General features: G+C 65.7%; 22 protein-coding genes. 12 read left to right on the forward strand and 10 right to left on the reverse strand.

The features are described from left to right. Positions 1-24: 24 nt before the first annotated feature. Positions 25-2,172, reverse strand: a complete 2,148-nt coding sequence (locus IP68_RS16035; RefSeq protein WP_054136022.1) for a PQQ-dependent dehydrogenase, methanol/ethanol family — start codon at positions 2,170-2,172, stop codon at positions 25-27. Between the two features lie 146 nt (positions 2,173-2,318). On the opposite strand from IP68_RS16035, the gene IP68_RS16040 reads away from it, so the two are divergent. The 4 genes from IP68_RS16040 to IP68_RS16055 all read left to right on the forward strand — a co-directional run bounded on the left by IP68_RS16040 (position 2,319) and on the right by IP68_RS16055 (position 4,937). Continuing rightward, the gene (locus IP68_RS16040; RefSeq protein ID WP_054136023.1) at positions 2,319-2,696 is read left to right on the forward strand and encodes a VOC family protein; all 378 of its coding nucleotides are present in this window, start codon (positions 2,319-2,321) and stop codon (positions 2,694-2,696) included. 166 nt (positions 2,697-2,862) lie between these two features. Then, positions 2,863-3,066, forward strand: a complete 204-nt coding sequence (gene rpmI / locus IP68_RS16045) for a 50S ribosomal protein L35 (RefSeq protein WP_054136024.1) — start codon at positions 2,863-2,865, stop codon at positions 3,064-3,066. Between the two features lie 48 nt (positions 3,067-3,114). After that, positions 3,115-3,477 (forward strand): 50S ribosomal protein L20, encoded by a 363-nt coding sequence (rplT, locus tag IP68_RS16050; RefSeq protein ID WP_054136025.1) that lies wholly within the window; start codon positions 3,115-3,117, stop codon positions 3,475-3,477. A gap of 140 nt (positions 3,478-3,617) precedes the next feature. Further along, positions 3,618-4,937: a hypothetical protein gene (locus tag IP68_RS16055; protein ID WP_054136026.1), complete on the forward strand. Its 1,320-nt coding sequence runs from the start codon at positions 3,618-3,620 to the stop codon at positions 4,935-4,937. Positions 4,938-4,961: 24 nt separating this feature from the next. Here the strand turns inward: IP68_RS16055 and IP68_RS16060 are convergent, their stop codons facing one another. Both IP68_RS16060 and IP68_RS16065 read right to left on the reverse strand, forming a co-directional pair. Further along, a complete protein-coding gene (locus IP68_RS16060) occupies positions 4,962-5,495 on the reverse strand; it encodes a DUF177 domain-containing protein (RefSeq protein WP_054136027.1) in 534 nt (177 codons plus the stop codon). Beyond that, entirely contained in the window at positions 5,495-6,022 is a 528-nt protein-coding gene (locus IP68_RS16065) for a ubiquinol-cytochrome C chaperone family protein (RefSeq protein WP_054136028.1), read from the reverse strand. Before IP68_RS16065 ends, IP68_RS16060 begins: the two co-directional genes overlap by 1 nt. 179 nt (positions 6,023-6,201) lie before the next feature. Here IP68_RS16065 and IP68_RS16070 point away from each other — a divergent pair, with 179 nt between their 5' ends. Then, complete coding sequence (locus tag IP68_RS16070; protein ID WP_082382436.1) at positions 6,202-6,705, forward strand: outer membrane protein assembly factor BamE; 504 nt, start codon at positions 6,202-6,204, stop codon at positions 6,703-6,705. A gap of 22 nt (positions 6,706-6,727) precedes the next feature. Here the strand turns inward: IP68_RS16070 and IP68_RS16075 are convergent, their stop codons facing one another. After that, positions 6,728-8,044 (reverse strand): hemolysin family protein, encoded by a 1,317-nt coding sequence (locus IP68_RS16075; RefSeq protein WP_054136029.1) that lies wholly within the window; start codon positions 8,042-8,044, stop codon positions 6,728-6,730. A gap of 227 nt (positions 8,045-8,271) precedes the next feature. On the opposite strand from IP68_RS16075, the gene IP68_RS16080 reads away from it, so the two are divergent. Further along, complete coding sequence (locus IP68_RS16080) at positions 8,272-8,952, forward strand: OmpA family protein (protein ID WP_054136030.1); 681 nt, start codon at positions 8,272-8,274, stop codon at positions 8,950-8,952. 41 nt (positions 8,953-8,993) lie between these two features. Here the strand turns inward: IP68_RS16080 and IP68_RS16085 are convergent, their stop codons facing one another. From IP68_RS16085 to IP68_RS16095, 3 genes are all read right to left on the reverse strand, one after another. Continuing rightward, on the reverse strand, positions 8,994-10,658 hold the full coding sequence (locus IP68_RS16085) for a formate--tetrahydrofolate ligase (protein WP_054136031.1): 1,665 nt from the start codon (positions 10,656-10,658) through the stop codon (positions 8,994-8,996). A gap of 70 nt (positions 10,659-10,728) precedes the next feature. Beyond that, entirely contained in the window at positions 10,729-11,328 is a 600-nt protein-coding gene (locus IP68_RS16090) for an OmpA family protein (RefSeq protein WP_197275830.1), read from the reverse strand. Continuing rightward, positions 11,328-11,762: a FecR domain-containing protein gene (locus IP68_RS16095; RefSeq protein WP_054136033.1), complete on the reverse strand. Its 435-nt coding sequence runs from the start codon at positions 11,760-11,762 to the stop codon at positions 11,328-11,330. The genes IP68_RS16090 and IP68_RS16095 overlap by 1 nt, the downstream gene beginning before the upstream one ends. A gap of 44 nt (positions 11,763-11,806) precedes the next feature. Here IP68_RS16095 and IP68_RS16100 point away from each other — a divergent pair, with 44 nt between their 5' ends. Further along, on the forward strand, positions 11,807-12,235 hold the full coding sequence (locus tag IP68_RS16100; protein ID WP_054136034.1) for an ATP-binding protein: 429 nt from the start codon (positions 11,807-11,809) through the stop codon (positions 12,233-12,235). 14 nt (positions 12,236-12,249) lie between these two features. Here IP68_RS16100 and IP68_RS16105 read toward each other — a convergent pair whose 3' ends face one another. Further along, the gene (locus tag IP68_RS16105) at positions 12,250-13,089 is read right to left on the reverse strand and encodes a helix-turn-helix domain-containing protein (RefSeq protein ID WP_162892487.1); all 840 of its coding nucleotides are present in this window, start codon (positions 13,087-13,089) and stop codon (positions 12,250-12,252) included. 300 nt (positions 13,090-13,389) lie between these two features. After that, on the reverse strand, positions 13,390-15,195 hold the full coding sequence (locus IP68_RS16110) for a DUF885 family protein (RefSeq protein ID WP_054136036.1): 1,806 nt from the start codon (positions 15,193-15,195) through the stop codon (positions 13,390-13,392). A gap of 117 nt (positions 15,196-15,312) precedes the next feature. Between IP68_RS16110 and IP68_RS16115 the strand changes: the two genes are divergently transcribed. From IP68_RS16115 to IP68_RS16135, 5 genes are all read left to right on the forward strand, one after another. Beyond that, the gene (locus IP68_RS16115; protein ID WP_054136037.1) at positions 15,313-16,344 is read left to right on the forward strand and encodes a quinone-dependent dihydroorotate dehydrogenase; all 1,032 of its coding nucleotides are present in this window, start codon (positions 15,313-15,315) and stop codon (positions 16,342-16,344) included. A gap of 181 nt (positions 16,345-16,525) precedes the next feature. After that, positions 16,526-16,732, forward strand: a complete 207-nt coding sequence (locus tag IP68_RS16120) for a DUF2061 domain-containing protein (protein ID WP_054136038.1) — start codon at positions 16,526-16,528, stop codon at positions 16,730-16,732. A gap of 42 nt (positions 16,733-16,774) precedes the next feature. Beyond that, positions 16,775-18,502 carry a gamma-glutamyltransferase gene (gene ggt / locus IP68_RS16125; RefSeq protein ID WP_054136039.1) on the forward strand — a complete coding sequence of 576 codons (1,728 nt, stop codon included), beginning with the start codon at positions 16,775-16,777 and terminating at the stop codon, positions 18,500-18,502. A 110-nt stretch (positions 18,503-18,612) separates the two neighbouring features. After that, complete coding sequence (locus tag IP68_RS16130) at positions 18,613-19,719, forward strand: sensor histidine kinase (RefSeq protein ID WP_054136056.1); 1,107 nt, start codon at positions 18,613-18,615, stop codon at positions 19,717-19,719. Beyond that, on the forward strand, positions 19,709-20,473 hold the full coding sequence (locus IP68_RS16135; RefSeq protein ID WP_054136040.1) for a LytTR family DNA-binding domain-containing protein: 765 nt from the start codon (positions 19,709-19,711) through the stop codon (positions 20,471-20,473). Before IP68_RS16130 ends, IP68_RS16135 begins: the two co-directional genes overlap by 11 nt. A 132-nt stretch (positions 20,474-20,605) precedes the next feature. Here IP68_RS16135 and IP68_RS16140 read toward each other — a convergent pair whose 3' ends face one another. Continuing rightward, positions 20,606-20,998, reverse strand: a complete 393-nt coding sequence (locus IP68_RS16140; RefSeq protein ID WP_054136041.1) for a thioesterase family protein — start codon at positions 20,996-20,998, stop codon at positions 20,606-20,608. Positions 20,999-21,026 lie beyond the last annotated feature (28 nt).

A 21,026-nucleotide genomic window follows, 5' to 3' on the forward strand; every position in this document is an offset into this window, starting at 1 on the left:
AGCGCAACGGGCCTGTCCCCCCTGCTATCTCATCGCCACCTTTTTCGGCGCCCCTGCCTTGGCCATCAGCGCCTTGTCCTCGTTGGCGCGGGCGATGACATAGTGGCGGATGCTGTCGATCTGAGGCTTCGTCATCACCGAGGCAAAGCTCACCATGCCATTGTCCTTGAGCGCTCCGCCATGGACGATCGTCTGCCAGTTCTCGGCGCTGGCCAGCGTGCCGGAATAGCGAAGATCAGGGATGATGCCCCCGCGGCCCGAGGCCTGGATCGCGGCATCGCCATGGCACACCGTGCAATAGCGGCCATATTGCGTCGCACCGCCCTGCACCACGTCCGCAGCAGCGGTGAGCGCCGGCGGATCGAGCGGCAGCTCATCGGCGGCGGGCATATCGGGCAGCTTGGCCTTGCCGCCCAGCTTGAACACCAGCAGCCGCGAGATGTTGCGCACCGGTCCCGACATGTCGCTCAGCACGCCTGCGGTGATCGCCCAGGCACCGCCCCATCCGGCGAGCACCGCGACATATTGCTGGCCGTCGATAGCAAAGGTCATCGGCGCGGCGACCACGCCGGTCTGCGCCGGGAAGCTCCACAATTGCCTCCCCTGCGCCGAATCATACGCGACGAAATTGCCCATCGCATTGCCCTGGAACACCAGCCCGCCTGCGGTCGCCAGCACGCCGCCGTTCCACGGCCCGCCCAGGGTGACGCGCCAGCGCTCCTTCTGCGCGACCGGGTCCCAGGCGATCAGCACGCCCTTGGTCGCCTTGCGCGCCGCCTCGCGCACCGCGTTGTCGGCGGGCATCGCGTTGTTCGCGGTATCCATGCCGACGTTGAAGCCCAGTTTCGAAGGCTTCCATCCCGCCGCCGGGATATAGGGATAGGCGGTGATCTGCGCGGGGATGAACACCAGTTTCTGCTTGGCGTCGAATGCCATCGGATGCCAGTTGTGCGCACCCAGCGGGCCGGGCGAGACGACAAAGGGCTTGCCGGTCTTGTCGACCCGCGCTTCCGGGTTCTCGATCGGCCGTCCGGTGGCCTGGTCGACCCCGGTCGCCCAGTTCACGGGTACGAAATTGTTGGCCGAGATGAATTCGCCGGTTGCGCGGTCGATGACATAGAAGAAGCCGTTCTTGGGCGCCTGCATCAGCACCTTGCGCGTCTTGCCGTCGATCTCGAGATCGGCGAGCATGATGTGCTGGGTGGCGGTATAGTCCCAGGTCTCGCCCGGGGTGGTCTGGTAATGCCACGCATACTCGCCGGTCTTCACCCGGATCGCGACGATCGAGGACAGGTACAGGTTGTCGCCGCCGCCGGGCGAGCGATAGGCCTGGTTCCATGGGGACCCGTTGCCGACGCCGACATAGAGCAGGCCGAGTTCGGGGTCATAGGCCATCGCGTCCCACACGGTGCCGCCGCCGCCGATGTTCCAGTATTCGCCCTTCCAGGTGGCTTCAGCGGTCTTGAGGTACTCGGCCTCGTTGGCGCCGGGGCGGTCGGGGACGGTATAGAATTTCCACAGTTGCTTGCCGGTCGCCGCATCATAGGCAGCGACAAAGCCGCGCACGCCGAACTCGGCGCCGCCATTGCCGATGATCACCATGCCATCGATGACGCGCGGTGCGCCGGTAACGGTATAGGACTTGGTCTGATCGACGGTCACCGTGCTCCAGATCTCGCGCCCCGTGCCGCGATCGAGTGCGATCAGCCGACCATCGAGGGTGCCGAGGAACAGCATGTTGCCCCAGGCGGCAAGACCCCGGTTGACGACATCGCAGCACGCCTTGACCCCGGTCTCGCCGGGCACCTTGGGGTCGAAATCCCAAAGCGGCTTGCCGGTGACGGCGTCATAGGCCTTCACCTTGGACCAGGCGGTGGTGACGTAGATCTTGCCGTCGATCACCAGTGGCGTTGCTTCCTGGCCGCGCGCGGTGTCCATGTCGGCATACCAGGCCAGGCCCAGTTCGCCGATATTGCCGGGGTTGATCTGGTCGAGCGGGCTGTAGCGCTGCTCGTCATAGGTGCGGCCATAGCTCAGCCATTCACCGCCATCGGCCTTGATGATCCGCGCGCCATCGATCCCGGTGGTGCCGGTCGTCGCGGTCTCGCCGCCGCCCGAACATGCCGCCGCCAGCAGCGCGAGCGCCGCCCCCATCAGAGCCTTCAGCCTCATCGCCCGTCCCTCTTCCCTTTTGCCTTGACCTTTGGCGGCCAATGGCTGTCTTTGCGCCTGCCGGATATTGACGAGGGCCAGACGGCTTGTCCATGGTGATTTAACTATCCGGTTAAAAGTTGGCCGGTTAACGACAGGAGAGTTTCATGTTTTCACACGTCATGCTGGGCGCGGACGATATCGACGCGTCCAAGGCGTTCTACGACGCAACGATAACCGCGCTGGGCGGCAAACCCGGAATGGTCGACCCCAAGGGCCGCGTCATCTACATGCACAATGGCGGACTGTTCCTGCTGACCAAGCCGATCGACGGCCAACCGGCCAGCTGCGGCAACGGCAGCACCATCGGCTTTGCCGCGACCTCGGCCGAGCAGGCCGATGCCTGGCATGCCGCAGGCCTGGCGCATGGCGGCACCGCGATCGAGGATCCGCCGGGCGTGCGCGAAGGCGCAGGCATGAAGCTGTACCTTGCCTATCTGCGCGACCCTGCCGGCAACAAGGTCTGCGCGATGCACCGGGTGTGAGCCTTGCTGCGGAGGTGGCACCTGCCGCCTCCGCACATGCCTCCCAACTGCCGCCTTGCATTCGTCACCGAATCCCGCTAGGCGCGCACGCTTCCGACAAAGCGGGCTGGCTGGTTATGGGCTGCCATGTTCGCTTGTATACGGACTTCCAACGAAGGAGACCAAAATGCCCAAGCTGAAGACCAAGAGCGGTGTGAAGAAGCGCTTCAAGCTCACCGCCACCGGCAAGATCAAGCATGGCGTCGCTGGCAAGCGTCACCGTCTGATGAGCCACAATGCGAAGTATATCCGCCAGAATCGCGGCACCTCGGTCATCTCGGATGCCGATGCCAAGACCATCAAGAAATGGGCGCCGTACGGCCTGGGTTGATCCCGCCTTACCGTTTCTCAAGTTCTTGATAATCAAAGGATATAGCACATGGCACGCGTCAAACGGGGTGTTACCACCCGCGCCAAGCACAAGCGCATTCTCGTACAGGCGAAGGGCTATTATGGCCGTCGCAAGAATACCATCCGCATCGCCCGTCAGGCCGTCGAAAAGGCAGGCCAGTACGCGTATCGCGACCGCAAGGCCAAGAAGCGCAATTTCCGCGCTCTGTGGATCGTGCGCATCAACGCTGCGACCCGCATGGAAGGCCTCACCTATGGCCAGTTCATGCACGGTCTGAAGCTGGCAGGCGTCGAACTGGACCGCAAGGTTCTGGCCGATCTCGCCATGCACGAAGCCGAGGTCTTCAAGACCCTGGTCAAGCAGGCACAGGCAGCTCTGCCCGCCGCATAAGCGCCAGCGCTCATCGCCAAAACTTCGCAAAAGCGCCGGGATCGTTCGATTTCCGGCGCTTTTTCGTGCATGCTCACCACGCCGCTGGCCCCCTTTTCGTGATGCGTCATGCCGGACGCCCCTTTGCGCAGGCCCGACCCATGACCCCGCCCGAGCCCAGCCCTGCCGATTCCGCCAAGCCCGCGCGCGGCCCCCGCAGGCGCGGGCGGTGGCTTCTCGCCGCGCTGCTGGCGGTGCTGGTCACTGCCGCGCTGGCGCTGCTCAGCCTGACGCCGCTGGTTCCCGAAGCTGCCACCCCCGATACCGCAAGCGCGGCTGCAGCGCGCAATGCCCTGCAGCAGATCACGGGCAGCGATACCCGGCGCGGCGCGCTGGTGCAGATCACCGTGACGCAGCGCGAGCTCGACGGGCTGGCAGGGCTTGCCAGCGAGGCGCTGGCCCCGCTGCGCATCCGTGCGCGGTTGCAGCCTGCCGCCCTGCCAAGGCAATCGCGCGGCGGCGAGATGGTCGTCGACATGAGCCGCGAGCTTGGTGCGGGCCTGTGGGTCAATGCAGTCGCGCTGGTGCGCCCGAACGATGCCGCCAAGGCTGCCGCGCTGCCCGAGCTGGCGGTGACCATCGGCCGCGTACCCGTGCCGCAATGGCTGAGCCACTGGGCGCTGGCGCGGCTATGGCGCCAGGCGCAAGGCGATGCGGCAAAGCCGGTGGCGCTGGAACAGGCGCTCAGGCGCTTCACCATAGCGCCGGACCAGGCGCGGGTGGTGCTGGTCAATCCCGGGCGCGGGGCGGCGCTGGCGGGGCTCGCCCAGGCGGGCGGCACCACCCCCGACCCCGAAAGGCTCGCCGCCGCCTATTGCGCGATCGCCGGCACCGCCGGGGCGGATCTGCCCAAGCTGGTGCGGCTGGCAGCTGCGCAGAAGCCTCCCGCCGGCATCAGCGCTGAAGATCACAACCGCGTGCTGCTGACCGCGATCGCGATGCGCGCGGTGCCCGAATATCGCGAGAAGCTGGCAGGGTCGGCCCGCGCGCTGGTGGCGGATTGCGGCGCCAGCGCAGACCCGGTGACGCTGGCGGGGCGCGAGGATCTGGCCAAGCACTGGGCGCTGTCGGTCGCGATCTCGGCCACGCTGGGCAGCCAGGTCGCGCGATCGATGGGGACGTGGAAGGAACTGGCGGACAGCAGCGAAGGCGGCAGCGGCTTTTCGTTCGTCGATCTGGCCGCGGACCGCTCAGGCGAACGATTTGCCATGGCGGCGGTCAAGCCGCAGCTGGCGCGCACGGTGCAAACCCGGCTGGTCGCGATCACGCAGGACCAGATTCTGCCGCCCGAACTGCTGACAAGGCCGGAAGGGCTCGATCAGGCGGCGTTCGAGCGCGATTACACTGCGGTCGATTCGCCCGAATATGCCGCAGCCGTGCGCACCATTGACCGGATGCTGGGCAATGCCGGGGTGCCCTGAGGGGTCCGCCCCCGATCCCCGCGATCAGCTCTTCTTGGTCTGCAGCGACTTGAGCGCGGCGAATGGCCCGCTGTCTTCGGGGGTGGAAAGGCCGTATTCGGCGCGCGCCGCATCCGCCCCGGGACCCTCGGCAAACGGATCGATCTCCAGCGCCAGAGTCTGTGCGATCGCCTCGCCCAGATCGAGCGTGCTGCCCGAATAGGCGATGGTGTCGAGATCGTCCGCGGCCAGTTCGACTTCGTCGCCCGCGGCCTGCATCGCCGCCTCGTACTCGTCTTCGGGTACGAACCGCAGGCGATAGTCCGATGCGATCCGCACCGGAAAATCCTCCGCCGAGATCGCGCAGCTCTGTACCAGGATGGCGGTGATCGTGCCTCGAACCTCTACCCCCCGGTCGGTTTCCTCGACCGTCGCTGTCGCCTTCAAGGCATCGATCGAGACGATAAAGAACCGGCGCGCGAGCGCGGCGCGTTCGGTCTTGTTGGCCACCAGATCGACCTGCTGGCGCGGCAGTGCGCGCAGATCGACAGGCCGCGAGAATTCCACCGGCGGCTGCATCAGAAATCGCCCTGCAGGATTGCGCTCACGGGCAGGGCCTTGAGCCGGGCGTACAGCGCCATCAGGTGCTGCCCGGCAGCGGCCACCGCGGCATCGCTGACGATGGCGTCGCCGTAAAGGTTGCGGCGCAGCGCATCGGCGAGCAGCGCCACGTCGCCCGCTTCCAGCGCGCCGCGATAGGCTCCCAGCCTGCCGCCCAGCGCGCTCATCATCTTGCCGATATGCTTGCCGACGATCAGGTCACCGACGCCGTTCTGGCGCAGCTGGCCATCCATGTCATCGACGAACAGTTCGGCCAGATGCACCGAAAAATGCCGTACCGTGGTGTCGGCATCGTCGCGTTCCAGCCGCAGCAGCACCGCGCCCAGCACCGTCATCACCGCCTCGAACCGGCCATCGACGCTGTCTGCCACTCCGCCATCGAGATACCAATAGGGGTCGCGGCCCAGCGCCACGACGCGGTCATAGGCCGGACGCGCCTGTTCGCGGGGGTCCTTGCGGGCAAAGATACGGGAGAGGACGGACATGGTTCAGCTTTTCCAGATGGAGCAGGCAGCGTTAAGCCACAATTCATTGGCCACTTGTGATGCAGGGGCTAAGTGCATATTGAGGCGTCAACGGCAAGTTGCAAGAGATGGGTGAGGCTGCAAGGCCCATGTCCATCGCCCTGCATCTCGACAGTCAGGCGGACGCACGCCAAGGAAAGATGATGATCAGCAAAGCTCCTACACTCCGCGCGCCGCTTAGCCGCACCAAACGGGCAGCTCTGCTGATCGGGCTTGCCGCTCTGCCGCTGCTGTCCGGCTGCGGCCAGCTGCGTGGCCATCAGGGTTTCATCTACGACCAGGCGCTGGCAGGCCAGATTCTGCCGGGCGTGGACAACCGCCAGTCGGTGGAACGGACGCTGGGTCGCCCGACCTTCACCGGCCAGTTCGCCAGCAACGAGTGGTATTATTTCGCGCGCGACACCCGTCAGCTCGCCTTCGCCAACCCGCGTGCCACCGCGCAGCAGGTGATGCGGGTGCGTTTCGATGCGGCAGGCAATGTCGAGGCGGTCGATTATACCGGGCTTGAACAGGTCGCCAACATCGACCCCGAAGGCAAGAAGACCCCGACGTTGGGTCGCAACCGCACCTTCTTCCAGGATCTGTTCGGCAATATCGGCGCAGTCGGTGCGCCCGGAGCCGGTGGCGGCGGCCCTCCGCAGTAACATACCCGCTATCCCGCGAGGCTCAGTCCGCGTCGGCCTCGATGCGGCTGACCAGCAGCTTGTCGACCTTGCGGTGGTCCATGTCGACGATCTCGAAACGCCATCCCTGGTCGTTGAACACCTCGCCCTCCTTGGGCAGGTGGCGCAGGCAGTGGAGCACATGGCCTGCCGCGGTCGCATAATCGCGGTCACCCGACAGGTCGATCCCCAGCCGCTCGGCCATGGCATCGGCAGGCAGCGCGCCTGAGATCAGCAGGCTGCCATCGGCGCGCTCGACCACCATCGGCGAATCGCCTTCGCCCTGGTCCGACGCGAAATCGCCGACCAGCGCCTGCAAAAGGTCCGCGGGCGTCACCAGCCCTTCGAAATGGCCGTATTCGTCATGGACGAGCGCCATCGGCACCTCGCCCTTCTGCAGCACCTTGAGCGCATCCATCGCATCGACCTGATCGGGAACGATCGGCGCGGTGCGCACCAGGGCCGCCAGATCGAGCGGCGCGCCTTCGATGATCGCCGAGAGCAGATCGCGCACCGTGACGATGCCGATGATCGCATCGACCGAGCCGTCCGCCACCGGCAGGCGGCTGTGCGGCGATTCGGCCATGATCCGGCGCAGATCCTCGAGCCCAGCCTCGACCGGCAACCAGTCGACCTCGGTGCGCGGTGTCATCACCTCGCGCACCGGGCGTCCGGCCAGCCGCACGACGCCCGAAATGATCGCGCGTTCGCTTTCCTCGATCACGCCCGACTTGGTGGCTTCGGCAAAGATCATCTGCAGCTCTTCGGCGGTGACGATATTCTCCGATTCGCGGTTGAGCCCGAGCAACCGGAAGATCAGCGCGCTCGAGCTGTCGAGCAGCCAGACCACCGGAGCAGCGCCGCGCGCCATCAGGTCCATCGGGATCGCCATGATCACCGCCAGCTCCTCGGCCTTGCGCAACGCGAACTGCTTGGGCACCAGCTCGCCGATCACCAGCGAAAGGTAGGTGGTGACGCCGATGACCAGCGCAAAACCGGCGGTATCGGAGATGTCGGCAGGTACCCCGATCATCGCTAGCCGATCACCCACCGGTCCGCCGAGGCTTGCGCCCGAATATGCGCCTGCGACAATGCCGATCAGGGTGATGCCGATCTGGACGGTGGAGAGGAACTTGCCCGGGTCCGCCCCCAGCCGGATCGCGGTGCGCGCAGCGCTGCTGCCTTCCTTGGCCATCGCCTCCAGCCGCGCGGTGCGGGCCGATACGATGGCAAGTTCGGACATGGCGAACACGCCATTCAGAAAGATCAACGCCAGAATGATGATGGCGTCGAGCCACGGAAAGGGAAGGAGAGGGTCCATCGGGCCTTATGCTGTTTGCAAGGAGACACCCTATATCGCGGCAACGCGCAGTGTCACGCGGTTTCGCTGGATGGCGCGGATCGAGCGCTGCCCGCTTGCGCACAAAAAGTTACGCAATGTTATATTTCGGTTCGGGAACCATTCAGCCGCTGGATCGAATAAGGCGCTGAGACGTTACGAGACGTACGTACGACAGAATTCTTCAAAAGTCCTGGGAGCCTTTCAGCATGAACAGCAAGACCATCCGCATCGCAGCCTTTGCCGGCCTGTCCAGCCTTGCGCTGGCAGCCTGTGTGACCGACCCCGAAACCGGCCAGCAGCGGATCAGCAAGTCGGCGATCGGCGGCCTCGGCGGCGCGCTGGGCGGCTATCTGCTGGGCGACATCGTCGGCGGACGCCGCGACCGTACCGAAAAGATCGTCGGCGCGGGCATCGGCGCCGTGGCAGGCGCCGGCATCGGCTATTATCTCGACCAGCAGGAGCGCGAGCTTCGCCAGAAGACCGCCGGCACCGGCGTGGACGTGGTCCGTGATGGCGACAGCCTGCTGCTCAACATGCCCAGCCAGGTGACGTTCGATGTCGACAGCTCGGCCGTGAAGCCCGAATTCCGCAATACGCTGAACGATGTCGCCGCCACGCTGGTGCAGTATGAAAGCACCTATATCGACGTGTACGGCCACACCGATTCGACCGGCAGCGATGCGTACAACCAGACGCTGTCGGAACGCCGTGCGCAGTCGGTGTCGAGCTATCTGTCGACCCGCGGCGTCCAGTCCGCCCGCCTCGCGACGCGCGGCTTCGGCGAATCGCAGCCGGTTGCCTCCAACACCACCGAAGACGGCCGCGCGCAGAACCGCCGCGTGGAAATCCGCATCGTCCCTGTGACCCAGGCCGACGTAAACGGCTGATAGCAAATCTCTCCCCTCCCGCTCGCGGGAGGGGAGAAGGCTCAAAACAGCCCTTCGATCTCGCCGCGCGCATCGAACCGGATGCTCTCTGCCGCAGGAACGCGCGGCAGGCCCGGCATGGTCATGATCTCGCCGCAGATCGCCACGACGAACCCCGCACCTGCACTCAGCTTCACCTCGCGTACCGGCAGCACGTGCCCGCTGGGCGCGCCGAGCAGCGTCGGGTCGGCGGAGAAGCTGTACTGGGTCTTGGCCATGCACACCGGCAGATGGCCGTACCCCGCCTCTTCCCAGCGCCCAAGCTGTGCCAGGATCGCAGGCGACGCCGCGACAGAGCCGGCGCGGTAGATGCGTGTGGCGACGGTGTTGATCTTGTCGATCAGCGGCAGGTCGTCGGGATAGAGCGGCGCAAACTGCGCGGCATCGGACCCTGCCAGCGCCGCCACCGCATGCGCCAGATCCTCAGCCCCCACCCCGCCATCGGCCCAGTGGCGGCAGACATGCGCGTCTGCCCCCTGCGATGCCGCAGCCTCGCGCAGCACCTCGATCTCGGCGTCGGTATCGCTGGTGAAGTGGTTGATCGCGACCACCACCGGCACGCCGAAGCTGCGGACATTCTCGATATGCCGCACGAGATTGACGCTGCCACGCCGCACCGCCTCGACATCCTCGCTGCCAAGGTCCGCCTTGGCGACGCCGCCATTCATCTTGAGCGCGCGCACGGTGGCGACGATCACCGCCGCAGCCGGTTTCAGCCCCGCCTGGCGACACTTGATGTCGAAGAATTTCTCCGCGCCCAGATCCGCGCCGAATCCCGCCTCGGTCACCACGAAATCGCCCAACGCCAGCGCGGCGCGCGTCGCGATCACCGAATTGCAGCCATGCGCGATGTTGGCGAACGGGCCGCCATGGAGCAGCGCGGGGTTGCCCTCCAGCGTCTGCACCAGATTGGGCTTGATCGCCTGCGCAAGCAGCACCGTCATCGCGCCGGCGGCCTTGAGGTCGCTCGCGGTCACCGGGGTCTTGGCGCGGGTATAGCCGATGACGATCCGCCCCAGCCGCTCTTCCAGGTCATCCAGATCGCGCGCCAGGCACAGGATCGCCATCACCTCGGACGCGACGGTGATGTCGAACCCGCTCTCGCGCGGGAAACCGTTGCCGACCCCGCCCACCGATTGCACGATCTGGCGCAGCGCGCGGTCGTTGATGTCGAGCACCCGCCGCCACACGACGCGGCGCACATCGATATCGAGCGCGTTGCCCCAGTGGATGTGGTTGTCGATCATCGCCGCGAGCAGATTGTGCGCCGAGGTGATCGCATGGAAATCGCCGGTGAAATGGAGGTTGATGTCTTCCATCGGCCCAACCTGAGCATAGCCGCCCCCAGTCGCGCCGCCCTTGGTGCCGAAGCACGGGCCGAGCGAGGGCTCGCGCAGCGCGAGCACGGTCTTGTGGCCGATCCGGCACAGGGCATCGGCAAGGCCGACCGACGTGGTGGTCTTGCCCTCGCCCGCCGGCGTGGGGTTGATCGCGGTGACGAGGATCAGGCGGCCCCGCGTGTCGCGCAGCCCTGCCGCAGCAAGGTCGATCTTGGCCTTGTGATGACCATAAGGTTCGATCGCGTCAGGCTGCAGGCCCAGTTTTGCGGCGATGGCGGAGATCGGCTGGAGCCGGGCGGCGCGGGAAATCTGGATATCGGTGAGCATGAAGCCTCTTGCATGACAAGCGTGTGGGCACGGTCGTAATGCCCCTGTGCCGCGTGGCAAGCGCAGACCTTCAGCGGACGATGATCTCCACGCGGCGGTTGCCGCCATTCTCGGTCTCGTCGGGGGTGGGAAAGCGCAGTTCGGTCTCGCCGCGCCCGGTGGTGGTGATCACCCCGGTGGGGAAGCCCATCTGCACCAGCCTGCCCTTGATCTCCTCGGCACGCTTTTGCGAGAGCACGAGGTTGTAGTCCGCCTTGCCCACGGTGTCGGTATAGCCGATGATCTCGATCTCGGCGCCGGGGCGTGCCTTGAAGTGGCGGTCGAGCGCCTCGATCATGCCTTCGGACCCCGGTGCCAGATCGGTGGTGTCGGGCACGAAATACATGATGAAGCGCGCAGGCGGCGGCGGAAGATCGTTGATCAGCGCGCGCTCGTCGGGCTTGAGACCATCGGCCCCGACACCCTTGGGCCGCGGCGCGCAGCCGGTGAGCTTGGTGCGGGTGAACGACCCGGCGATGGTCGACCCGTCGGGGTTGCCGCACCCCTCGTCGATCACCGCCAGCGCGCCTTCGGACGACCCGTCCTCGTTGTCGAGCAGCAGCAGCGAAGGACCCGCACAGGCCGAAAGGGCAGATGCGGCAAGCGCCGCTCGGAAAGCAGCGCGCCGCATCATTCAGGCACGTTCACGATGAAGCGGGTGCCGCGGACCCCGAGCAAGGATGTCGGCGTGCGCACCTTCATCGCGTCGCGCCGCGACTTGGCGATCTGGCCCGAGACGACGCCGAGCGATCCCTTCTCGACCCGGGTCTCGAACGCGCCCGATCGGGTAGTCCGGTCGAAATCGAACTTGTCGACCGCGATGCGGCTGTTGGGTCCGACCGAAAAACGGGTGTTGTCGGCAAAGGTCACCGCGATCTGGCCGCCATTGCCGGTGACCAGCACATCGCCGGGCAGCAGGCTGGTGCCGACCGCGGGTGTCACCCGCGCGCCCTTGCGCTCGATCGAGGCTGTTCCGGTGGTCTTCTTGACCCGGCCGATATCCGCCCAGGCCGGTTGTGCGACCATCGCCAGCAGTGAAAATGTAACAAGCAGTCCGCATTTCATAATATGCATCCCCTCTTGCCCGCCATCATGGCATAACCTCAGCCATGATCCGGCGCAATTTCAATCCGCATTCGTGCGACCTGGACGAAAATGGTCCCGAATCGATACATCGTGCGGTGGCGCTGGTCCAATTGTTCTGCACAGCCAACATGCTGCCGCCGCAGCAGCGCGCCAAGCTTGCGATCCTGGCGGAAGAGGCAGTTACCAATCTTTACGACCATGGTGAGGTCCGCCCGGGGTTTTCGGGCACGCTGACGCTGCGGGGGAGCAGCGACGCGGTGACGATCTGCCTGTGCGACTCGGGGCAGCCGTTCGATCCGCGCATGGAAAGTGACAGCGACAGCGAGGCCGAGATGCCCAATGCCGAGCGGGGCGGCGGCGCCGGGCTGGCGCTGATCCGCGCCTGGGCGGACATCACCGACTATCGCAGCGAAGACGGCGTCAACCGGCTGGAGATGAAACTGCGCGACTGAGCCCGCGGGCTCGATCAGGTATCGGCCACCAGCGGGTTGATGCTGCCCTTGAGCCGGCCGCGCTGATCGATCAGCCGGGCAAGCTCGCCCTCACCGGTGCGCAGCCTGGTCGGCGTGGTCCCTGCAAACAGCTTGAGCTCGCGAATCATGTGCGACTGGTCGTAGAATGCATCGCGCAGGAAGTCGGCCTCGTCCGGCTGGGCGTCGATCAGCGCCCGCGCGGCGCGCAGCGCGCGATATTTGCGCGAGAGATATTTGGGCGGCATGCCGTAGAGCTGCTTCACCCGGCGGGTGAGCTGGCGTTCGGACAGATCGGTCTGCGCGTGCAATTCGGTCACCATCGGCGAGACGCTCGAGGCGAGCCACTGGTCGACCATCCGCGTGAAGGCGACCATCTCCGGATTGGCCTCCTGCATGATCGGCTTCAGGATCGCATCGGCCGCAGCGCACATCGCGGGCAGCGAATCGAGCGCGCGCACCTCTTCGAGCCGCTGCTCGATATTGGGGAACACCATGACCGCGGGCACGATTCGGTCGAGATACTGCGCCGCGCTCTGCTGGGTCAGCGCGCCCCATCCGGCTGCGGTGATGCCCAGGCCGAACATGTGGAACGGGCCCTCGATCTCGAACTTCACCGCCGCGGTGGTCGGCCCCATCAGCGCGGCACCGCTGATCTGCGTCTTCGATCCATCGGGAAAATGCATGGTCACGCGCCCGCAGGTGCCCAGCCGAAGCTGCGCAATGGCCGCGCGCTCGCCGTCCATGACATAAGGTTCAGGGCTATCGAACAGATAATAGACCGAGACAAACTCGCGGAGCGATTCGTCCGGAAGAGCATATTGCAGGTTCGGCATGCGCGGCCCCATTTCCCCGTGCAACGCAGCAGCGGATTGACCGCTTGTCCCCGTGCCGGGGTTATTTTCTCGTCGACCCGGCAAGGCCTATAGACCGAATGGAGCACAAAAAAAAGGCGATCCCGCCACAAGGGCAGGATCGCCGTTAGGAAAAGAACTCTCGGCATCGCTGCCTTGAGCCCTTCGGGTCGCAAACGGGCTATAGGGGATGATCGGGGGGGATGATTGGATGGATTCGACACGATGAAAAATCGTGCAAAATCTGCCCGCTAGTCCCGAACCGTTCAGGAATGGCGCGAATCAGCCACCGCTGGCGATCCAGCCGTCGATTCGCTCCTCCAGCACCGTCAGCGGCACCGGTCCGCTCTTGAGAATCGCGTCGTGGAAACGGCCGTACTGGAACTTCGGCCCCAGCGCCTTTTGCGCGCGTTCGCGCAGTTCCATGATCTTGAGCTTGCCGATCATATAGGCGTTGGCCTGGCCCGGATAAACGACATAGCGCTCGATCGCCTTGGAGATATCGCCATCGGGATTGGGGGTGTTTTCGGTCAGGTACCCGATCGCCTGCTCGCGGCTCCAGCGCTTGTGATGGATGCCGGTATCGACCACCAGACGGCAGGCGCGCCACAGTTCCATGCCCAGCCGGCCGAAGTCCGAATAGGGGTCTTGGTAAAAGCCCATGTCCTTGCCCAGCTCTTCCGAATACAGGCCCCAGCCTTCGGTATAGGCGGTAACCCCGCCAAAGCGGCGGAACGGCGGCAGATCGCCGAGTTCGGTCTGCACCGCGCGCTGGAGATGGTGGCCGGGAAGCCCCTCATGATAGGCCAGCGCCTCAAGCTCGGTCGAGGCCATGTCCTTGAGGTTGTAGAGGTTCACATAATAAGTGCCGGGGCGCGACCCATCGGGCGCGGGGCTCTGATAAAACGCCTTGCCTGCGGACTTCTCGCGAAACGCCTCGACCGCCTTCACCGTCAGCGGCGCCTTGGGCAGCGTGTTGAAATATTCGGGGAGCTTGGCGGTCATCGCCTTCAGCTTGGTGTCGACCGCCGCAAGATAGTCCTCGCGCGTCTTGAAATAGAAGCGGTCGTCGGTGCGGACGAAGGCGAAGAATTCCTGCAGCGTGCCGGTGAAGCCCACCGTCTTCATGATCTCGCGCATCTGCCCGTGGATACGCGCGACATTGTCGAGCCCGATCTGGTGTACCTGATCGGGGGTGAGATCGGTGGTGGTGTAGCTGGCAAGCAGCTGCGCATAATAGGCCGCGCCGTCCTTGAAGCGCCATACGCCATCCTCGGCAGGGGCGATGGCCTGTTGCCGCTCCATCTCGGCGATCAGCCGCTGATAGGCCGGCTTGACGCTCGTCAGCAGCGCATCGCTGCCCGCGGCAATCAGCGCGGCCTTGTCGGCCGCGGGGATGTCGAGCGCATCGACCTTCTTGCTGAGGTCGGCGAGCAGCGTCGAGGGCGCGCCGCCATCGAAGGGAGCGCCCTTGATCACGTTGCGTGCGTCATCGATGACGAAAGGATAGACCCATTTGGGCGGCATCACGCCCGCTTCCGCCCGCGTGCGCGACTCGGCGATCAGGCCGTCCAGCCTGGGGCCGATGCCCTGCAGGCGAGCGACATAGGCCTCGGCATCGCTCTTGCTGGCGACGCGGTGGATGTTGATGAGGAACGCGGGCATCTGGCTCTGCGCGCCGTTCATCTGGTCGAAGACATAATCGTTGCGGCGGAACGGGTGCGCCTTGGCGGCGCGCTCGGCCTGATATTCGAACAACCGATAGCTCAGCGCATCCTCGGTGCTCAGCTTCGCCGGGTCGAACCGCGCCTTCATCGTCGCCAGAGCCTTTTGTCCGCGCTCGAAATCGGCGATCGCCTTGGCGTCGGAAGGGTCGTTCCACTTGCCGTAATCGGCATCGCGGATGCCGCGATAGGCCTTGCCCTGCGGCGATTGCGCCAGGCCATCCGCATCGACCTGCTCGAAGAATGCGGCAAGCTCGGCGCTATTGGCCCTGGCTGCAAGGGCGGTCTGGGCCGCGACCGGGCTGGCCAGCACCAGCGGGCTGGCGGCAAGCAACAGGGCGGTGGCTAGGGTACGCAGGGCCATAAGACGACTTTCCGTTATTCTGTGATGGTTTAGGCAAACGGTATACACTTGGCTGCCAAGGGTAAACCGCCAGCAGGGCGCTTGACCATCGGCCCGTCGCAAAGCCATAGGCTGACCATGCTGTTTTCGCTCGCCCGGCCCGCCCTGTTCCTGCTCGATGGAGAGACCGCCCACCGGCTGACGCTGGCGGCGCTGCGGCTTGCGCCGGCCTCTGCTCCGCCCGCTGCCGATCCGATGCTGGCGATGCGGGTCGCGGGGATCGATTTTCCCGCGCCGGTGGGTCTGGCCCCCGGCTTCGACAAGAATGCCGAAGCGCCGCATGCGCTGTTCGGCTTCGGCTTCGGCTTTGTCGAGATCGGCACCGTGACCCCCCTGCCCCAGGCGGGCAACCCGCGCCCTCGGCTGTTCCGGCTGGTCGAGGACAAGGCGGTGATCAACCGCATGGGCTTCAACAACGACGGCGCGGGCGCAGTGGTCGAGCGGCTGGTCGCGGGCCGATCGAACGCCGGGATCATCGGCGTCAACATCGGCGCCAACAAGGACTCCGAAGACCGGATCGCCGATTATGCGACGATGACGCGGATCATGGCGCCTCTGGCGCGCTATCTCACGGTCAACATATCCTCGCCCAACACCCCGGGCCTGCGCGCGCTGCAGGACGCTGGCGCGCTCTCGGCGCTGCTCGATGCGGTGATCGAGGCGCGGGAGGCCAATCCCTGCCCGGTGTTCCTCAAGCTCGCACCCGATCTGGAGCCGGCCGATATCGACGACATCACCCGCATTGCGATGGACAAAAGGCTCGATGCGCTGATCGTCTCGAACACCACCATTTCGCGCCCCGCGCTGCGCTCGCGGCATGCGGGCGAAGCAGGCGGGCTGTCGGGGGCGCCTTTGCGCGATCTGGCACAGCAGCGCTTGCGCGATTTCCGGACCGCAAGCGGCGGCGCGATCCCGCTGATCGGCGTCGGCGGCATCGCATCGGCAGAAGACGCCTATGCCCGGGTGCGCGCGGGCGCGTCGCTGGTGCAGTTGTATTCGGCACTGGTGTACGAAGGTCCGGGACTGGCCGCGCAGATCAACCGGGGCCTCAAGAGACTCCTGAAGCGGGATGGTTTTGCGACGCTGGGCGAGGCTGTGGGGATCGATTGATATTTTGCACTAGCCGGTCCCCTGTGCAGGGGAACCGCAAACGCGGCGGCCTGAGCTACGCTGCCGTGTTGAACCGCACAACTGATCGCCCCACTCGATCACCGCACCCCAAAACCTTCATTGGCGCAGTAATATGCGAATGATTATCAATAGCCTGTTACCGCATGACAGGAGTTCGACCATGCCCCACGATATTGCCAAGACCCTGAGCTATCTGGCGGTGCATCTCACCATTGGGTTTTCTGTCGCCTACGCGTTCACCGGATCGCTCGAGATCGCTGGCGGCCTTGCGATCATCGAGCCGATGGTCAACGCGGTGGCGTTCTTCTTCCACGAGAAGCTCTGGGCGGCCAAGCCCGAGGGTGGCGCGGCGGTCGCGCTTGCCTGAGGCAGAGCTTGCCGCCCCCCGTCCCCGCGCTATAACGCAGCGATGACCGCATTCCCCCGCACGCTGCTCGTTGCAGCCGCCTTCACCCTGTCCACGCTCTCCATCGCCGGCCACGCGCAGGCACCCGCGCCCGCCCGCTCGTCCGCAACCGCGGCGCAGGGCAAGGGCGTGGTCTCCTCAGCCGATCCGCGCGCAACCGCAGCGGGGCAGGAGATCCTGCGCAAGGGCGGGTCGGCTGCCGATGCCGCGATGGCGATGATGCTCGCGCTGACCGTGGTCGAGCCGCAAAGCTCGGGGATCGGCGGAGGCGGACTGCTGCTGCATCACGATGCCGCGACCGGCACGCTTGCCACCATCGACGGGCGCGAAATGGCACCGGCTTCGGCCAGCGAGGCGCTGCTGCTGGGCGCGGATGGCAAGCCTTTGCCGTTTATCGATGCCTTTCAGGGCGGCCACAGCGTCGGGGTTCCCGGCAACATCCGGCTGATGGCGATGACCCACGCCAGATGGGGCAAATTGCCCTGGGCGGACCTGTTTGCGCCCGCGATCCGACTCGCCGACCAAGGCTTCGAGGTGAGCGACGTGCTCGCCGGCACCCTCAAGCGGCTTGCGCCGATCTGGGCCCGCTTCCCCGATGCGCGCGACATCTACTGGAACGCCACCGGACCCAAGGCAGCGGGCGAGCGGGTGACCAACCCCGCGCTTGCCGAGCTGCTGCGCGCGGTGGCCAAGGGCGGGCCGGACGCCTTCTATACCGGCAAGCACGGCCAGGCACTGGTCGATGCGGTGAGCAAGGCTTCGGTCAATCCTGCAAAGATGACGCTGGCCGACCTTGCCGCCTATACCGCCAAGGAGCGCCCAGCGGTGTGTTCGCGCTATCGCGGCTACAAGGTCTGCGGCATGGGCCCGCCCTCTTCGGGCGCGACCACGGTGCAGCAGATCCTGGGCATGCTCCAGCCGCACGATATCGCAGGCATGGGCAAGGACGACCCGAAGACCTGGCATCTGATCGGCGAGGCGATGCAGCTCGCTTATGCCGATCGCGAACAGTATCTGGGCGATCCCGATTTCGTCTCGGTTCCGGTCAACGGCCTGCTCGACCCCGCCTATGTCGCTGCCCGCGCAGCAACGATCGATCCCGCCAAGGCGTTGGGTCGCTATGAAGCCGGCACCCCGCCGGGCGCCGAGCCGCGCACGGCCGCGATCTCGAGCGAGGTTGCCGGCACCACCCATTTCGTCGCGGTCGATGGCGCGGGCAATGTCGTCAGCATGACCTCGACCGTCGAAGGCCCATTCGGCAGCCAGCTGATCGCCAACGGCTATTTCCTCAACAACGAGCTCACCGACTTCACCTTCGCGCCCGAAAAAAACGGTATGAAGGTCGCCAACCGGGTGCAGCCGGGCAAGCGCCCGCTGTCTTCGATGTCGCCGCACATCGTCTATGACGCTGCTGATCGCCCGGTGCTGGCCGTTGGCTCGGCAGGCGGCAAGCGCATCATCATGCACGTGACAAAGGCGCTGATCGGGGTGATCGATTTCGGCCTGCCCGCAGGCGACGCGCTCGCGCTGCCCAACATCTATTTCGGCAACGGCTCGCTGATCGTCGAAAAGGACACCGGGCTGGGCGCGATGAGCAAGGACCTTGCCGCGATGGGCCAGCCGGTGGTGGTCAGTGACCTGGGCTCGAAGCTCAACGCGGCGCAGTTCGATGGCAAGGCCTGGACCGGCTATGCCGATCCGCGCAGTCCCGGTGTCGCGCTGGCCGAGTGACGCCCGTCCCCAACCTTGCGCTTTCGACCAACCTCTCCCCCTGTTCGACCAGCAGGCGGCGGCGGTAAAGACATGTCAGTCATCTGCGGTTAAGACTGTCGCCGATGAAAATGCTTGCCACGCGCCATGCCCGGCCCCGGGTGGACCAGCAGGTCGCCCTGCTTTCGATCCTGGGATTCTGGCTGTTCTACATGATCATCGTCACGCTGCGCGCGGCGGTGCTGGATTTTCCCGCCCAGGAAGAGCTGGTGATCCGCCGGGTGGCGGTGACGGTGTTCGGCATCGTCACCAACGTCGCGCTGTATCTGGGCCTGCGCTGGTTCGAGGACAAACCGCTGACCCCGCGGATCATCGCCGCGTGCATCGGCGCGATCCCCGCGGCGCTGGCGATCTCGTCGTTCAATTATTTCGCGTTCAACGTCTATGATCCGATCAGCGTGTTCGAGGACAGCGAACTGCGCGAGAAGATCGCCGAGATCGACCCGCTCGCCATCGTGCTCGAGTTCGCGATCTCGAGCTATTATTTCCTGATGTCGTGGGCGATGCTCTATCTGGCGCTGAGCTATGCCAGCGAAGTGCGCGCGGCCGAGCGCCGTGCGGCGCGCTTTGCCCAGGCCGCGCAGCAGGCCGAGCTGCGCAGCTTGCGCTATCAGGTCAATCCGCATTTTCTGTTCAACACGTTGAATTCGCTGTCTACCCTCGTGCTGCGCAACCGCCCGGAAGAGGCCGAGTCGATGATCATGAACCTGTCGACCTTCTATCGCACCAGCCTGACCGGCGATCCGCTGGACGATGTGCCGCTGGCCGATGAGGTGCAGCTGCAGCAGCTGTATCTGGCGATCGAGGCGGTGCGCTTTCCCGACCGGCTGAAGATCGAGATCGACGTGCCCGATGCGGTGATGAGCTGCTGCGTGCCCGGGCTGATCCTGCAGCCGCTGGTCGAGAACGCGATCAAATACGGCGTCGCGCGCGCCACCCGCCCGGTGACGATCCGCATCACCGCGCGCGAGGTGGACGATGTGCTCAACATCATCGTCAGCGATGACGGCGATGTCATCCCCTCGGATCAGGACAAGGGCAGCGGCATCGGCCTTGCCAATGTCCGCGACCGGCTGGATGCCCGGTACGGCAGCGCGGCGCGGATCGAATGGCATGTCCCGTTTGAAGGAGGCTTTGTGGTGGATTTGACCCTGCCGGCGGTGCGCCATGACTGTTGAGGCCGATACCGCACCGCTCAGAACCATGATCGTCGACGACGAACCGCTGGCGGTCGAACGCCTGCAACTGCTGTGCGCGCGGCTGGGCCAGATCAGCCTGGTGGGCACCGCCAGCGACGGCGAATCGGCGCTGCGGCTGGCCGAGCAATTGCGCCCCGAACTGGTGTTCCTCGACATCAACATGCCGCGGCTGGACGGCATGGGTGTCGCCCGCGCGCTAGGCAAGATGGACCAGACGCCCGCGATCATCTTCGTCACCGCCTATCAGGCGTTCGCGGTCGAGGCGTTCGATCTGGCGGCGATCGACTATCTGCTCAAGCCCGTTGCCACCGACCGACTGGAGCGAGCGGTCGCGCGCGTCATGGAGCGGCGCAACTTCGTGCTCTCCAACCCCGTGCCCGATGCGCCGCCCGCCAGCCAGGACTGGGTGCGCGAATTCTGGGTGCCGCACCGCTCCGAACTGAAGCGCATCGATGCCGACCTGATCGAACGGATCGATGCCGAGCGCGACTATATGCGGCTGCACGTCGGCACCCGCAGCTATCTGATGCACGAGACGATCAAGACGCTGGAAGAGCGGCTGGACCCTTCGCGCTTCGTCCGGCTGCACCGCTCGCACATCGTGCGCCACGACTACATCACCTCGCTGCGCCACAATGGCGGCGGCGTGTGGTTCGCGTGCCTCGCCGATGGCAGCGAACTTCGCGTCGGGCGGACGTATCTGGCGCGGGTGAAGGAAATGGCGGGCCGGTAGGGCGCGCTTCGTTTCCGCCCCCTCCCGGATCCCCCGCGAAGGCGGGGCCCCATCACCTGCCCTGCCGATCTCTCACCTGCCAGGAGATGGACCCCTGCCTCCGCAGGGGACCGGCTGGGAAGGATGCCGGGGTTACTCCTGAAACGCCGCAACGATATCCGCGGTCACCCGCGCGGGCCTGCCGGTCGCCTTGTCGAGCATCGCCCAGGTTGAAATCGCGCTGACAATTGCGCGCCCGTTCGCATCGCTGAACACGGCATGCCGGGCAAAGCGCGCGCCCTTGGGGGTGCCGGGGACCCAGGTCCGCCCCACCGCCTGCTCGCCCAGCGCAATGTTGCCGCGATAGTCGATCTCGTGCCGGACGATCACCCAGAAATACGCATCGACATGCGCAGGGTCGGCCGCGGCCTGCCAGTGCGCCACCGACAGCTCCTGCAGCCACTGCACCCAGACGGCATTGTTGACATGACCCAGCTCATCGATGTGCTGCGGCTCGGCGGTAAAGGTGCGTTCGAAGCTGTTCATACAAAAAGGCCCGGCTGATGGTGTGTCA

It is taken from the genome of Blastomonas sp. AAP25 (assembly GCF_001295965.1).
Lineage (GTDB): Bacteria > Pseudomonadota > Alphaproteobacteria > Sphingomonadales > Sphingomonadaceae > Blastomonas > Blastomonas fulva.

Coding starts and splice junctions, on each gene's coding strand:
- ggt (WP_054136039.1), top strand. CDS start 16,775: ATGACCGCATTCCCCCGCACGCTGCTCGTTGCAGCCGCCTTCACCCTG.
- IP68_RS16130 (WP_054136056.1), top strand. CDS start 18,613: ATGCTTGCCACGCGCCATGCCCGGCCCCGGGTGGACCAGCAGGTCGCC.
- IP68_RS16080 (WP_054136030.1), top strand. CDS start 8,272: ATGAACAGCAAGACCATCCGCATCGCAGCCTTTGCCGGCCTGTCCAGC.
- IP68_RS16110 (WP_054136036.1), bottom strand. CDS start 15,195: ATGGCCCTGCGTACCCTAGCCACCGCCCTGTTGCTTGCCGCCAGCCCG.
- IP68_RS16090 (WP_197275830.1), bottom strand. CDS start 11,328: ATGCGGCGCGCTGCTTTCCGAGCGGCGCTTGCCGCATCTGCCCTTTCG.
- IP68_RS16060 (WP_054136027.1), bottom strand. CDS start 5,495: ATGCAGCCGCCGGTGGAATTCTCGCGGCCTGTCGATCTGCGCGCACTG.
- IP68_RS16040 (WP_054136023.1), top strand. CDS start 2,319: ATGTTTTCACACGTCATGCTGGGCGCGGACGATATCGACGCGTCCAAG.
- IP68_RS16085 (WP_054136031.1), bottom strand. CDS start 10,658: ATGCTCACCGATATCCAGATTTCCCGCGCCGCCCGGCTCCAGCCGATC.
- rpmI (WP_054136024.1), top strand. CDS start 2,863: ATGCCCAAGCTGAAGACCAAGAGCGGTGTGAAGAAGCGCTTCAAGCTC.
- IP68_RS16105 (WP_162892487.1), bottom strand. CDS start 13,089: ATGCCGAACCTGCAATATGCTCTTCCGGACGAATCGCTCCGCGAGTTT.
- IP68_RS16135 (WP_054136040.1), top strand. CDS start 19,709: ATGACTGTTGAGGCCGATACCGCACCGCTCAGAACCATGATCGTCGAC.
- IP68_RS16120 (WP_054136038.1), top strand. CDS start 16,526: ATGCCCCACGATATTGCCAAGACCCTGAGCTATCTGGCGGTGCATCTC.
- IP68_RS16075 (WP_054136029.1), bottom strand. CDS start 8,044: ATGGACCCTCTCCTTCCCTTTCCGTGGCTCGACGCCATCATCATTCTG.
- IP68_RS16140 (WP_054136041.1), bottom strand. CDS start 20,998: ATGAACAGCTTCGAACGCACCTTTACCGCCGAGCCGCAGCACATCGAT.
- IP68_RS16100 (WP_054136034.1), top strand. CDS start 11,807: ATGATCCGGCGCAATTTCAATCCGCATTCGTGCGACCTGGACGAAAAT.
- rplT (WP_054136025.1), top strand. CDS start 3,115: ATGGCACGCGTCAAACGGGGTGTTACCACCCGCGCCAAGCACAAGCGC.
- IP68_RS16115 (WP_054136037.1), top strand. CDS start 15,313: ATGCTGTTTTCGCTCGCCCGGCCCGCCCTGTTCCTGCTCGATGGAGAG.
- IP68_RS16055 (WP_054136026.1), top strand. CDS start 3,618: ATGACCCCGCCCGAGCCCAGCCCTGCCGATTCCGCCAAGCCCGCGCGC.
- IP68_RS16065 (WP_054136028.1), bottom strand. CDS start 6,022: ATGTCCGTCCTCTCCCGTATCTTTGCCCGCAAGGACCCCCGCGAACAG.
- IP68_RS16095 (WP_054136033.1), bottom strand. CDS start 11,762: ATGAAATGCGGACTGCTTGTTACATTTTCACTGCTGGCGATGGTCGCA.
- IP68_RS16070 (WP_082382436.1), top strand. CDS start 6,202: ATGATGATCAGCAAAGCTCCTACACTCCGCGCGCCGCTTAGCCGCACC.
- IP68_RS16035 (WP_054136022.1), bottom strand. CDS start 2,172: ATGAGGCTGAAGGCTCTGATGGGGGCGGCGCTCGCGCTGCTGGCGGCG.